The organism is Acidobacteriota bacterium (genome assembly GCA_038040445.1).
GTDB classification, from domain to species: domain Bacteria; phylum Acidobacteriota; class Blastocatellia; order UBA7656; family UBA7656; genus Onstottus_A; species Onstottus_A frigus.
This window is the reverse complement of record JBBPIG010000002.1, coordinates 1-14,141: the sequence shown is the minus strand read 5'-3', so window position 1 is coordinate 14,141 and position 14,141 is coordinate 1. Positions and strand designations below refer to the sequence as shown.

Here is a 14,141-nt window from a genome sequence, read left to right as displayed (position 1 = left end):
GTGCGAGTAGCCAATTCCAGTGATTCACAGAAGAGCGTCGTGGTTGTAGGCGCGGGCGGCAACATAGGCTCGCATCTGGGGCCTCACCTTGCGCGAATGCAACAGGTCTTCAGCGTCGCGTTGATCGATAGGGATATCTACGAATCGTCGAATCTTCAGACGCAAGACATAACGCCGAACGACGTCGGCAATCGAAAAGCGGTCGTTCAAGCTCGCCGGCTCAAACGAATCAACCCGCGACTTCGCGTTCAAGCGATCGCCGATGCAGTGGAGCGCGTACCTCTGGGCAAGCTGCGAGCGGACGTGGTTCTTTCGTGTCTTGACTCGCGCATTGCTCGTCAGCGAGTGAATCAGTTCGCGTGGCGGCTTGGGGTTCCGCTGATTGACGCCGGTGTTGAAGCGGGTGGCTTGCTCGCAAGAGTCAACGTCTACGTGCCGGGACCTGATACACCGTGCCTAGAATGTGCGTGGGACGATCGCGACTATGACGCGCTCGAGCAGACCTATGCTTGCCTCGGCTTCACCTCGAACGCGCCAGCTACGAATGCTCCGTCGAGCCTTGGCGCATTGGCGGCGTCGCTTCAAGCGATCGAGTGTCAAAAACTTTTGACCGGACAGATGGATCGAGCCGCGGTAAGTAAGCAAGTGTTGATTGACGCGTCATACCACAAACACTATGTCACGGCTTTTAGCCGCAATCCAAACTGCCGCTTCACAGGTCACGAAGTCTGGCAGATCGAAAGACTGAATCGGTCAATCGATGAGATCAGCCTCGAGCAAGCCTTGAGTCTCGTCCCGGCGGCGGCGGGCGAAAACGGTTCGGGGCTGCAAGTTGAAGGCAAGCCGTTTGTGAAGCGGCTGACTTGTCCAGGCTGCGGAGAGACACGCTCACTGTTGCGGCTCGAGTGTTCGCTGAGTGACAGGCAAAGAAAGTGCGGTAGGTGCGGGCAACGGATGATCGCAACGGGCTTCGACTTGCTGGAACGCCTGAATGCGGCCACTGTTTCGCGCAATGCGTTGGCGCGCTCACTTCGCAGCCTCGGGCTACGGCCGGGCGATGTGTTCAGCATCGATGAACGCAGCGCTGAGCACCACTATGAGATATGAAGCCAACGGACGTCCAATTCAGGTGTTAAGCGATGGCCCACTTGTGGATGCAAGTCGAAGCGGGTCAATGGACGGTGAAGCCGCTCGATGACTGGTTCAACTTCCTTGACTATGACGCGCGCGATTTGGCGCCCCGACAACGCGACGATCGTAGTGAGCGCACTGTTGCAGTCGTGCGAGTCGAGGAACCGATGGGTTCGCTGTGGACCGCAAATCCGCTTTGGGTATTGACCGCGGGCAGCCAGGCCAAAACTCGAGTCAACGGCGGTGCCTTGTTAGATCGGTTTCGTTTGCTCCAGGATCGCGACGAGATTCGGATCAGAACGAAGCGGTTCTACTTCGCTGCTAAGAGCCCGCCGATGGTGATTAAGTACAGGGGGCTAACTCGGGAACGCACGAAGACCGGCCGGTCATATGCCCGCAATGTGAGCGGTGTATCGAACCGTTCACCCAGGCCGTGTGTTGCCCAAAGTGTGAGAGCTGGCATCATCAGTCAGAAGATGAACCGTGCTGGACGCAGAGTGAGTCGTGCGCGGTGTGTTCGCAAGCCACAGACTTGCACGCACAGTTTGAGTGGCGCCCTGAAGACTGAGAGGCTCACTGCACTGCGCTCTTCGGCGGAGAGTTAACACTATGGCTGTGACTCTTGAAAATCTTACCGGCGACGACTTGCCATCGCTGGTACTCGATGAAATCAGCGGGATTGCCACGATCTCAAACCTGGGGCCCGGCGATTCGCCGTGCATGAAGATGCCCGATGACGCCTGGGACGAGCCACGATTACTCTCATGCTGCTCGCTTTGCCGCGAGCCTCTAAAATATAATCCGTTCGTCGTAGATAACCGAGAGAATCCATTCGTCATCAACTGAAGCTGGTCACTCTGACAATGATGCGTTGCCGGTACCATGTGTCCAAGCTGCCAGCCGCCGCTGCGATTCAACCCGCGTCTCGAAGCAGGCTGGCGACGCTAACTGGTCACTCGGCGGCAGTGGGCGACTGCATGTTCTCGCCAGATGGTAGATACATTCTCTCCGGCGGGTTCGATGGAACAGCGAGGATCTGGGATTCTGATACAAGGGCCAATCTAGCGACACTAGAAGGACATGCCGGAAGGGTCCGAGCCAGCTTTCTTGCGGATGGCTGCCGGATTGCCACCTGCTCTGATGATGGGTCGGTCAGGTTATGGGACCTCGACAGGGGGCAAACGATTTGCCGTTGGATCGGAGACTTGAGTGGAGCAATAGCTGTCAGCGCCGATGGCCGCCTGGCCCTGGGCACGAAACGCAGCACCATCGTGCTTCTGCGGGCGGAGCACATCATCAATGGAGCGGCTGTAGTTACCGCGTGGAAGGGCTCTTCGAGACTGCCGTGGGTATCGGCAAAGCGGCTCGGCGCCGGATGTCCTGCGTGCCGCCGATGGTCGCCGGTGCGGGATTCTGAGCTGGGCACAGAACTGCCTTGCCCGAGCTGCGGCAGTCGTCTCAAGCTGAACCCATTCACCATCAACTCGAACTGGCGATCGATTGCGAAGGCATGGAGCAGACGAAAGGGATAACGACAAGCTCATTAGCAGCGGGCAGCGACCACCAGAGGACCGCGGAACGTTGAGAAGAATGTCGCAAAACCTAACTCATCCGAAATCCGGCCGCGAGGAGTTGCAAGACTGGCAGCGGTTTATTCGCGGCGAGAGTCACATCCTGCGCGAGCGCCCGGCGCTGCTCTTTCAGCAGGCCGCCAACCAACCTGACTCGACTGCTCCCGCGCGAGAGGCGAAGAACAAATTCGACAGCGGACTTGAGAAGCGCCCTTGGCTACGCAGGGCCAATAAGGTTCACGCAGCCTCGCCGTGTCTGGCTACGATGACGGGCCACGAGCGAGGGGTTACCTGTTGCATGTTCTCGCCGGATGGAGCACGCATACTCTCCGGTTCAGGTGATGGCACGCTTAGACTTTGGGACGCGGGAAACGGGTCTGAGCTGGCTGTGTTGGCAGGCCATGAGGGGACGGTCGAGTCGGCAGACTTTTCGCCCGACGGTTCTCTCATACTGTCAAAGTCAAACAGCAGCTATGCAGGAAATACCCGGGAAGTAATCAAGCTGTGGAATGCGATGACTGGCGTCTGCTTGCATACGTTTCAAATATCGGACGCCAAAAGCACAAGGGTAAACTCCTGCCGGTTCTCGCCCGACGGAGCGCAAATCCTTGCCGCCGGAGGCGAGTTTTACCCAAGCCGCGAGATTAAGGTCTGGGACGTGAGGAGCGCTCGCGCGTTGTTTGCGGCAAGCGGCGAAAAGGAGATCGGCCTTTGTCATTTTTCACCCGACAGCAGGAGGATATTTGCCGTGTGGGGCGATATGTCTGCAAGCACCTTGAAGATATTCGAACAGCGCTCGGCGCATTATCAAGAGATCTTGTCCTTAACAGGCGAAAAGGTAGACGGCTGTAGCTTCTCGCGCGACAGCAAGCGGATAGTCGGGGCATGGGGCAGCGCGGTGCGAGTTTATGATGTCGAGTCGGGCGCCAAGGTTTGCGAGTTCCCGGCAAAACCGGGCCTGGGTGCTGCTTGCAGGTTCTCGCCGGATGGCCGGCAGGTGCTTGTAGGATCGGACAACCTGGTAGAGTTACGTGACGCAACCTCCGGCACACTCATAGAGTCGCTGAGAGGGCACTGGCTGTTGATGGTCGATTGTGCTTTTTCACCAGATGCGAGCCGCATAGTTTCACTGGCGCATTCGTTCGACCGCGAAAGCGCAGAGTTGAAGCTGTGGGATGCGAAGACAGGGCGCGAGCTGGCTTCCGTTTCAAGCCAGCGTGACTCGGTGATGACGGATGATATGATCGAGAAGTTCGCTTTCTCGCCCGACGGGACAAAGCTTGCCTTTGTTAATCGCCACACAATCAAGTTACGCGACACGGAAACTGGTGCTGAACGAGCAACCTTCGAGGGCCACGGTTCGACAATCCGAGCCATAGCCTTCTCGGCTGATTCAAGCCTGCTCGTGTCGGCATCCGGCGATTCAACTTTGAAGCTCTGGAATGCCTCGGCAGTTACTTCAGACGAAATCGAGGAGCGCCACTCGAAATTCGTGTCGGCGCTCGTTTTCTCGCCCGACGGCAGCCGGCTGGCCTCGGCTTCAGGCGATAAGACCCTCAAACTCTGGGACACCCGAAGCGCGACGGCTCGCCTTACGCTAACCGGCCATGAGATTGGAATAGGAGGCTGCGCCTTTTCACCTGACGGCGCAAAAGTTTTGTCCTGGGGCGGTGAGTATTCGAAAGGTGAAATAAAACTTTGGGACGCGGCGACGGGCGAGCTCCTGGCTGATCTGGCTGGACACGAAGACACGGTGCGGCAATGTGCATTCTCGGTCGATGGCACGCAGATCGTCTCCGCCGGCTGCGGCGATCACACATTGAGGTATTGGGATGCCTCTTCGGGGACGGAATTGATGCGCCTCAGCCTTGGGAACTCACCCGAACACCTCCAATTCGTCGCTAAATTCTCTGCTGACGGGAAGCATCTGCTGTGCAGCAGCGCTTGGGGCCGGTTGATGATTCGGAATGGGGCGACCGGCGCTCCTCTACTGGAACTGGAAAAAGGGTGCGCGCCGTGCCATTTTTCTCCCGACGGCAAGCGCGTACTTGCAGGGGGTGTGATATTGGATTCAACGACCGGGAAAGAACTGGTCACTTTCGGCGGGGCTACCGATTTCGGGGGGCGAGGTTCTCGCGATTTCGGAGGGAGTAGTTCCCGCGATGACAGTTGCATATTCTCGCCTGACGGAACGATGGCGGCGTCTTCTTCGGGCTACGGCGTTGTTAGGCTAAGCAGCGGCGAAAACGGCGCGGAGCTGGCGACATTTGAGGGATCATACCCGCTGGCGTTCTCCCCGGATCAAAGGCTACTCGCCTGCTCGGGTGGAAGGGGGAAGTTGAGGGTTTGGGATATTGCAAACGGAAGAATCGCCTGCGACTACGAAGGAGGAGCACATGTAGGGTCACTGGCCTGGAGGCCCGACGGCTTGCAACTCGCTGCAGGGGGTTCCTCCGGCGAAGTTCACTTTCTCACTCTGGAGAACATTCTTCGCGGGCCACTGATTGTGACTGCACGCCGGCGAAAGCGGCGGCGAAGAAAAGGAGCGGAAGAAGCAACACCCGCACCCGCTTTCGATCATGCTCTAAACTGTCCGGCCTGCGGGAAGTGGAGCGACGTGTTAGCGTCGGCAATAGACTCGGAGCTTTCTTGCGCCGGATGCGGAACTCGGGTGAAGCTTAACCCTTTTACAATTGAAATGGATTGGCGACTGCTCAAGGGAAGGCCTAATCGCGCTTCGACCAAAAGAAGCGGAACCAAAAGCACCGGTGCAAGCTTGTCGCCCAAAGCTCGCAAGAGTTTGCCAAAGAACATCGCCGGTGAAGCAGGCATAACCGAAGCCGAGCAAGCTTCTCTCCGACAACTTGTTGCCCATCTTATTGATGTACCCGCGAAGGAAGTATCAGGAGAGTTGGCCGTTGACATCCCCATCCCGCACCGAAAAGCAAATCCTGATAGTGCTTCGCGTCTCAACCTGGAATACCAGCGAGCGTTGGCCCGGTGGAAGGAGTTACCTTGGTGGAAACGGTTGATACTAAGAAGGCCCGCTCGCCCGGTGGGGATTTGAATTAGTTGCGCCAGTTTTCGCACCGAGTAATGAAGTACGCCAATCGCTGGAGGGGCAGTTATGGGACAAACTACAAGAACATTTCGAGTCTTCGTCAGCTCTACTTTCAGCGACCTGATAGAAGAGCGGAACGCGCTTCAGAAGTATGTCTTTCCGCGGCTGCGCGAACTCTGCACGCAGCACGGCTGTCGCTTCCAGGCGATAGATCTGCGATGGGGAGTGCGCGACGAAGCCGGGCTCGACCAGCAGACCATGAAGATCTGCCTGGACGAGGTCTCACGGTCACAGCGCTCTTCGCCGCGGCCGAACTTCATTGTGCTGCTCGGCGATCGGTATGGCTGGCGACCGTTGCCCGCTGAAATTCCAGCTAACGAGCTCGAAGCCATTCTCCCGCGCGTCACGCCGGAGGAGAGAGAACTTCTCCTCTGGACGGACCAGCAGCCCGAAAACAACAAGGGTTGGTATCGATGCGATGACAACGCCAAGCCTCCCGTCTACAGACTCCAGCCGCGAAGAAAAGAAAGTGAGTTTGCTGACTTCAACACGTGGGAGAAGGAGATCGAGCGGCCACTGCGCGGAATACTACTCAAAGCAATCGAGGGAATGAACCTGGCGGAAGGCGACCGCAAGAAGTACGAAGATTCCGCGACGGAACAGGAGATCGACGCGGGTGCGATGACCGTTAGCGACGCGAACGAACATGTCTTCTGCTTCTTTCGCGCTATCAGCGCGCTGCCGGAAAGCCAGAGCGCTAGAGATTTTATCGATGTGGACGAAACCGGGTCGTTGGACCGCCAGGCGAGCGACAAGTTAAAAAGTTTGAAAGGCCGGGTCGAAAAGCGGCTGCCTGGAAACTTTCATCACTACACCGCGAGCTGGACTGGCGGTGGTATCACGGCCAATCATATCGGCGTTTTGCCGGAAAACCTTGAAGAGTGCATGAGGCTGCTCGAGGACGAGAGCGCAAGCACCGGGTTGTGCTTTGACGTCTGGCGACGGCTGGCAACAGTGATCCTCGAAGAGATCGCGCGGCTCGAAAAGATCGAGGCCCTCGAAAAAGAAGTCGCCGATCACAAGGACTTCGCTGAGAACCGCGCCAAGTCATTCATCGGTCGAGCGTCTATTCTCAAAACGATCCTTGATTACGTTGCGCGGGAAGACCGTCATCCGCTCGCGGTGTGGGGCGAGTCCGGTTCTGGAAAGTCTGCTTTGATGGCGAAGGCGATTGCGGATTGCGCATCGCGGATTCCTAACGCCGTGCTTGTGTCGAGATTCATCGGGGCGACTCCCGGATCATCCGATGCGCGGTCGTTGGTTGAAAGTCTTTGCCGCCAGGTGACTCGGATCTACGGCGGGGACGAGACGACGATTCCAACCGAATACAAAGAACTGGTGAAAGAGATGCCGCAACGGCTCGCTCTAGCGCGGCCGGACAAGCCGCTGGCCGTCTTTCTCGATGCGCTCGATCAACTATCGGACGCCGATCACGCCCGCAATCTGATCTGGCTTCCCGGCGAGCTACCCGAGCACGTACACCTGGTCGTCTCTACGCTTCCTGGCGAGTGCAAGGTTGCGCTCGATAGAAAGCTGCCGTCGAACCTGTTGAAACTCGAACCGATGCCAAGAGCAGAAGCAGACGAATTGCTGGAAGCCTGGTTGGCGGACGCGGACAGAACGCTGCAGTCGCCACAGAAGAATGAAGTACTGCGCATGTTCGACGCCTCCGCCAGACCTACGGGCGAAAGTAGCGGGAGTAGAGAGCAAGGTGGAATGCCGCTCTATTTGAAGCTGGCATTTGAGGAAGCGCGGCGGTGGAAGTCTTACAGCCCGATAGCCGACCTGGCCGGGGACATCCCAGGGATCATTCGTCAGTTGTTTGAACGGCTTTCGCTGGATGCCAACCACGGCAAGGTCGTGGTGTCGCGGAGCCTGGGCTATCTGGCTGCGTCAAAGAACGGCCTAACCGAAGACGAGCTACTCGACGTGCTATCGCGAGACGAAGAAGTGCTTGGGGATTTCAAGTCTCGCGCGAAGCACACGCCGCCCGAAGAGCGATTGCCGGTGATCGTCTGGTCGCGTTTGTATTTCGACCTTGAGCCATACCTGGCCGAGCGTAGCGCAGACGGCGCATCTCTGATGAGTTTCTACCACCGTCAGCTTCGCGAGGTAGTGGAAGAGACCTTCCTGGCGGGGAATGACAAGGGCGCGCGCCATTCGAGTCTAGCTGAGTACTTCGCGAGTCAGGAGTTATTCGAGAAGGAGAAGAAGACTCCGAACATCAGGAAGCTGTCTGAGCTTCCGTATCAGCAGACGTATGGCGAGAAGTGGGACGAGCTTCACGCCACGCTGACTGACTTTGAGTTTCTCGAAGCCAAATGTACTCACGTTTCGGTGATCACGTCGGGAAAGGGCGAGGACGCGAAGACGATCCATGGCGGTGTGTACGAGCTTCAAGAGGACTACCGCCGCGCGCTCGAGAAGTTCCCAGCATAAAAGTCTCCCGGAACAGGAAGGCGAGATGCCCCCTCCATATCAAACGGCGCGCGATGAGTTGCAAGAATGGCTACGGTTCATTAGCGGCGAGAGTCACATCAACGCAGACTGGGCGCCGATTGCTAAGGCATGGCTGGGTGAGAGATGAAAACGGACGGCCGCGTAGGTGGATCGTGGTGTGATATTAGTCCCCGTGTGAAATAGGTTCCCTCCGACTGAAAGGCTGCTGGGTTGAGGGTCTGGATGTCACAAGAGCAAATCCGTCAGCACTCGAAGCGCGAAGAACTGCAAGACTGGCTGCGGTTCATTCGCGGCGAGAGCCGCATTCTACGAGAGTACCCTCACCTTCTCTTTCAGCAAGTGGCCAACCACCCCGACTCGACCTTGCCGGCGCAAATGGCGCGGCAGCGGTTTGAGACGGGACTTGAAAAGCGCCCATGGCTTCGGTGGATCAACAAACCTGACAGCCTCGCGCAGTGCCTGATGACTCTGGAGGTCGGCAGCGAAGAGATTGGAGCCTGCGCGTTCTCGCGGGACGGAACGATGTTGGTGTCCGGCTCGGCCGATGGCCGAATCACCGTGTGGAACGCGCTCAACGGTGAACAGGTCGTAACCATGAGTGTCCGGCGTGACCGGAAAGCCGAAGACATACGCACTGCTCTGCTCTACTTGCGGGGACTCAGCGATGTGGGCGGCGTAAATCGGGACAACTGGATCACCGCCCTGGCCGTTTCACCCGACTCCAGTCTCATTATCTCCGGTGAAAAGGAAGGTTCGGTGAAGCTGTGGGACGCGACAGCCGGAGCCGAGATCGGCGAGCTTGGAAAACAAAGACACAGAGTGACGGTATGCGAGTTTTCGCCGGATGGGCGCTTTGCCGTCTCTGGCGGCGGGGACAGCGGTTTCCTGTTGAGGGCCCCGGTCAGTGAGCTGACGCTGTGGGAAGTTCAGAGCCGCACGGAGGTCTTCCGACTAACCGGGCACGAAAACCTGGTCAATTGCGGCGCGTTTTCTCGTGATGGTTCCCGCCTGGTTTCAGGATCTGATGACCAAACGCTTCGCGTATGGGATGTCACTTCCGGCCAGACATTGGTTACGCTTTCCGGGCACAACGGTCGTGTAGTCGGCTGCTGTTTCTCCAGTGACGGCCGCAGCATCATCTCGTTGGCAAACTCGTCGGGGCAAATTGAGATAAAAACCTGGAACTCAGAGACTGGCGCAGCGATAGCGAGCGTCAACGGGCCGCGTGGGCATATCTCTCATTGTGATTTCGCGCCCGACGGCGCCAGGGTGGTGGCGAGTTCCGACTCCCGGCTGTTCTTCATCGACTCTCGCACAGGCGCAGACCTCGCCAGTCCGGGTAGTCACTCTTGGCCGATCAGGGCTTGCGCTTATTCACCAACCGGCCGTGAAGTCGCCTCGTCGGCGGGAGAGTCCCCGCTGGGCGGTGAGCTTAAGTTGTGGGACGCAAGCGCACGCGGAATGACCGAGCGCCCCGAACGTGATCGAGGAGGAGTGTGGAGTTGCGCATCGAAGCTCGACGACTGGCGCGTTGTGAGGGTCCTCCCCGGCCCGAAGCTCGAAGTATGGCTTGAGAATAGAGGCCAGTTGCTTTCTTCGTTGGACGTCGGAGGGACTCGGATTTCGACTTGCGCTCTGTCGCCGAAGACGGACCACCTCGCTGCGAGCCTTGAGCCCGCATCAGAGCGCGGCTTCCACTCGCTTCGGATATGGAACGTGGACAGCGGACGGCAGGTAGCAAAACCTGCGCGCGTTCACGAAGAAGTGTCAGAGTGCGCGTTTTCGCCAGACGGTGGCCGCGTAGTCGTCGGGTCCCAGGGCCTCGAGCAGCCAGGAGCTGTACAGATCTGCAATGCCGGGACTGGCCGGATTTCACTTGCCCTTTCCAGGGTCGTGGGTCGCGTAAAGGCCTGTGCGTTCTCAGTCGATGGGAGAGACGTCTTTGTTTCCTCTGAAGCGCCCAAGCAGGTTTCAGTCGAGCTGGCAAAGCAACTCGCCCAAATTGGGTCGCCGCCGTCCTTCGAGCGAGATACGCATCTCGCGGTCTGGGACTCTCTCAACGGGACCAAGCTCGTTAGGTTCCACGGTTACAGTAGTCCAAACGCCAGGTGGGCGGTGTCTCCAGACGGCAGGCGCGTTGTTTCGGGCTATTTTGATCAGACCGTTAGAGCCTGGGACGTAGGCACGGCAACTCAGCTTGCGATTCATTCTCATCATTCGGACAAGCTAACAGACATACGCTACTCGCCGGACGGCCGCCACTTTGTGTCCACATCGGGCTCCGAGACGATCATGTGGAGATCGAGTAACGAGACGCGGGTGTGGACTGTGGAGCATCGAGACGAGAAGACCGAAGGTTGTTCTTTCACCAGCGACGGATCGTCTGTGGTCGGGGCCTTTCAGCAAGGTCGGATCACGGTTTGGGACGCGAGATCGGGGGAGGAGATCGCTAACTTCTTTGGAAGAGGTTACGCGAGGTTAGTCTTCTGCGGCGCCGACGCTTCTTTTGCGGTGCCTGAGGGCAAGACAGGATTGAACCTGCTCAGCCTGGCAAATCACAAGCCCGGTCCGCCCGTCACGACTGCGATCCGCTTGTGGCTGTCTCCACACTCGGGAAGGATGCTGAGGTTCTTCTCGGCAGCGCGAGGGGGAGTCTGGGATGACCAAATGACCGCTCAGTGCGCGTGGTGTAAGGAGCGGTTTCCCGTACCGGTGCGGGTCCTGGACGTGATCGCCGGAGTGACACGCGACGCCAATTTCGTGGCCGAGCGGTCGCCATGCGCCGCATTGCCTGACGAAGCCTGGGACGAGCCACACCTGCTCAGCGATTGCCCCCTCTGTCATCGGCCGCTGCGGTTTAACCCGTTCATCGTTGACACTCGGGCTGCCCCGCGGACCAGGGTTGTCGAGGACCAGTGAATCTGTCTACAGGTCGGTCAAACGAGATGTTTCAGTCGCGCGAGACACTTCGCAATCAGTTGCGCGACTGGCTGCTCTTCATTCGAGCAGAGGGTCACGTCTTTCAAAAATATCCTCAGTTGGTTTTCCAGCAGTTCAGAATTGCTTTCTAAAGCGGGTCTCGTTCCGCCGCCATGGCCATAGACACGAGTTGATCAACAAATATGCGGTGGGCTTCGTGCAGCATGACAAGAAAGCTATGCCGCTAACATAACGCTTCGCGTTTTGAGCCACGATCAATCGTTGAGTCTATGGTCGTCAGGAGCCAATCAACTCGGGAACTCAACGAACGCGATGCGAGGCAGCTTGATTTCTTTGGTTTTCGGTCATCGCATAGTGGCATAGTGCTCGCACTATGCAATGAGTTCTGACACGAGTCCGACCTGTGCGGCCAGGCAGCATGATCAACGGAGCCGTGAGCGATGCTTCTAACAAGGACAGTACAATGAAGTGGAAATATTACATTCCTCACGTTTGGGAGTCTCCTGAAAGCAGAACGGTTTGGGAGGATGTGTGGCTGTTGCCCGAAGATGGCAGCAACGAAGGCAAGTCATACTGGTTCACTCTCAACGCGCTTACGTTCGGCGCGGCTGGTATCGAGGGCGAGTATCCCGAGGACCCCGATGATCCACTCTGCGGGTTTGGCGGTTCCCAACTCGTACGAGAGATGAACCTTCGGCTGCTCGGCGACAGAGACTATTTCATAACTCCGCTGCTCGACATGGTTGCGCGAATCGACGACTTCAATATGCACGAGCTGCTCGAGTGGACGAAACTTTTCATCAGAGATCATTTCGGCGATCCTGAACCCGAGCTTGTGCAGGGCGACTACCAAGACTTCGGCGGCGCCAACCGCCATGCTTCGGAGATCGGCAGGATTAACGAGGCGTTCGACGCCGGGGTCCCCGAAGAGGACATTATCAATTATCGCCCGGGAGACGCCGGCGATCCTCGCGCTTGACGACGAAGCCCAACTCAACTGCTGCTGTTCTCAACCTCCCAACCTCAACTCCTCAACTCGGGCAGACGTTCAGGATCTTGCAGCTCGCGCTCGGTCCGGGTGACTCCGGGGTGGGTTTGGGAGCGTACGGATCCTTCATGCAAGGGGAGTCGTTTCAGCCGACTCATGCCTCCTGGATCTTTGAACACCTGTGAATCATTCATCATTCACCATCGCTTTCCAGGCTGCGGCGATGGGGCGCCAGTCGGCATTGATGGTAAAAGGATTGAGCTTGACGCTCTCGCCGCAGTGAGGGCATGGAATCACCGCGCCGAGCGCCGATGCGGCCACCTCAGACCACACCCGGCATAGCGGACAGCCAAAATGAATAGGTGCCTCCAGGGAATCCAACGGCTCCGGATTGTGTCGCCATGGGGTTATGACGATAGGACCGATGGATCTCAACTCATTTCTCTTTACCGAAGGCACTTCTGCGGCTGGAAGCGCCACATTCTCCGCTTTGGCTGACTCTGCTTCTGAAACATCAAATGGCCGTCGCTCCTCGTCACGCGATGTTGCGGTTAAGCCTACATCCGTCTTATCGACCGCATCAGATTCGCTGTCAGCAATGACGTACGTTTCCTGCGTGTACTCTGGTCCGGTTTCACTTTTCCTCACTTTCCAGGCTTCGGCGATGGGGCGCCAGTCGGCATTGATGGTAAAAGGATTGAGCTTGACGCGCTCGCCGCAGTGAGGGCATGGAATCACGGAGCCGAGCGCCGATGCGGCCCCCTCAGACCACACCCGGCACATCGGACAGCCAAAATGAAGGCGCGCCGACGAATCCGACGGTTGCGGATCGTGACGCCACGAGGTCACGATGAAGGGACCGAAGGAAACGTTGTGGAGCCGCAGAATCAAGAAGTGGCCCAAGCGGTCGGCCGCCGCTAGATTACCGCCCCTGGGGCTCCAAGCAGTAGCCTTGTCCGGGGCTTCGAGTTGATATTCGCAAATCTGTACTCCTGTCTGAGCATTCAGAAGCATCAGGCTACCCCAGGAAGCCGAAACGATGCTGCCATCGGGGGAAAAGGCGCACGCCGTCACGCGCCCGTGGCCCGCAAGGGTGGCCAATTCGGCTCCTGTCTGAGCATCCCAAAGTTTGAGAGTTCCATCCTCGGAACCTGAAACGATGCGGCTGCCATCGGGGGAAAAGGCGCACGCCACCACCTCCTCCGTGTGGCCCGAAAGGCTGGCCAGTTCGGTCCCTGTCTGAACATCCCAAAGCTTCAGGGTCCTATCCACGGAAGCCGAAACGATGCGTCTGCCGTCGGGGGAAAAGGTGCACGCGTTCACCCGTTGGATATAAGACGTTAACCACTCGTCGTAATAGCCTATAACGTCTGTGTGGCCCGCAAGCGTTGCTAAGCCGACTCCTGTCTGAGCATCCCAAATCTTCATATCCTCGGAAGCACCGGGAATCTCAGAAGATTGTTTAGTGATGTTGATGACCGCGCCGCGCGCGCGAGAAACGATGAGGCTGCCATCTGGGGAAAAGGCGCACGCCACCACCTCCTTCGTGTGGCCCGTAAGGCTGGCCACTTCGGTCCCTGTCTGAGCATCCCAAAGCTTCAGGGTCTTATCCTCGGAAGCCGAGACGATGCGGCGGCCGTCGGGGGAAAAGGCGCACGCCGTCACCTTGTTCGTGTGGCCCTTCAGGGTGCCCAGTTCAGCTCCTGTCTTAACATCCCAAACCTTCAGGGTTTCATCCCGAGAAGCCGAAACTATGCGGTTGCCATCGGGCGAAAAGGCGCACGCCGACACCCCATCTGTGTGGCGCGCAAGGGTCGCCAGTTCGGCTCCTGTCTTAGCATCCCAAAGCCTAAGGGTTCCATCGTCGGAGGCCGAAACGATGCGGCTGCCATCGGGGGAAATGGCGAACGCCTCCACGTCATATGTGTGG

General features: G+C 58.0%; 9 protein-coding genes. 8 read left to right on the top strand and 1 reads right to left on the bottom strand.

Annotated elements, in window-relative coordinates:
- The 8 genes from AABO57_02240 to AABO57_02205 all read left to right on the top strand — a co-directional run bounded on the left by AABO57_02240 (position 1) and on the right by AABO57_02205 (position 12,202).
- Positions 1-1,107, top strand: coding sequence for a ThiF family adenylyltransferase (locus AABO57_02240; protein ID MEK6284537.1), 1,107 nt, complete (start codon positions 1-3; stop codon positions 1,105-1,107).
- 32 nt (positions 1,108-1,139) lie between these two features.
- Complete coding sequence (locus AABO57_02235) at positions 1,140-1,736, top strand: hypothetical protein (GenBank protein MEK6284536.1); 597 nt, start codon at positions 1,140-1,142, stop codon at positions 1,734-1,736.
- A gap of 4 nt (positions 1,737-1,740) precedes the next feature.
- Positions 1,741-1,977: a hypothetical protein gene (locus AABO57_02230; protein MEK6284535.1), complete on the top strand. Its 237-nt coding sequence runs from the start codon at positions 1,741-1,743 to the stop codon at positions 1,975-1,977.
- A 359-nt stretch (positions 1,978-2,336) separates the two neighbouring features.
- Entirely contained in the window at positions 2,337-2,663 is a 327-nt protein-coding gene (locus AABO57_02225) for a hypothetical protein (GenBank protein MEK6284534.1), read from the top strand.
- A gap of 58 nt (positions 2,664-2,721) precedes the next feature.
- Entirely contained in the window at positions 2,722-5,769 is a 3,048-nt protein-coding gene (locus AABO57_02220) for a hypothetical protein (protein MEK6284533.1), read from the top strand.
- Positions 5,770-5,829: 60 nt separating this feature from the next.
- Complete coding sequence (locus AABO57_02215) at positions 5,830-8,262, top strand: AAA family ATPase (GenBank protein ID MEK6284532.1); 2,433 nt, start codon at positions 5,830-5,832, stop codon at positions 8,260-8,262.
- A gap of 243 nt (positions 8,263-8,505) precedes the next feature.
- Positions 8,506-11,202, top strand: a complete 2,697-nt coding sequence (locus tag AABO57_02210) for a WD40 repeat domain-containing protein (GenBank protein ID MEK6284531.1) — start codon at positions 8,506-8,508, stop codon at positions 11,200-11,202.
- Positions 11,203-11,686: 484 nt separating this feature from the next.
- Positions 11,687-12,202 (top strand): hypothetical protein, encoded by a 516-nt coding sequence (locus AABO57_02205; protein MEK6284530.1) that lies wholly within the window; start codon positions 11,687-11,689, stop codon positions 12,200-12,202.
- A gap of 195 nt (positions 12,203-12,397) precedes the next feature.
- On the opposite strand, the gene AABO57_02200 is transcribed toward AABO57_02205, so the two are convergent.
- Positions 12,398-14,141: WD40 repeat domain-containing protein (locus AABO57_02200; protein ID MEK6284529.1), on the bottom strand; the 1,744-nt coding region annotated here is incomplete at its 5' end.

Excerpts from the sequence above, each read along its gene's own strand:
- AABO57_02235 (MEK6284536.1), top strand. The coding sequence starts at position 1,140 with ATGGCCCACTTGTGGATGCAAGTCGAAGCGGGTCAATGGACGGTGAAG.
- AABO57_02230 (MEK6284535.1), top strand. The coding sequence starts at position 1,741 with ATGGCTGTGACTCTTGAAAATCTTACCGGCGACGACTTGCCATCGCTG.
- AABO57_02220 (MEK6284533.1), top strand. The coding sequence starts at position 2,722 with ATGTCGCAAAACCTAACTCATCCGAAATCCGGCCGCGAGGAGTTGCAA.
- AABO57_02215 (MEK6284532.1), top strand. The coding sequence starts at position 5,830 with ATGGGACAAACTACAAGAACATTTCGAGTCTTCGTCAGCTCTACTTTC.
- AABO57_02210 (MEK6284531.1), top strand. The coding sequence starts at position 8,506 with ATGTCACAAGAGCAAATCCGTCAGCACTCGAAGCGCGAAGAACTGCAA.
- AABO57_02205 (MEK6284530.1), top strand. The coding sequence starts at position 11,687 with ATGAAGTGGAAATATTACATTCCTCACGTTTGGGAGTCTCCTGAAAGC.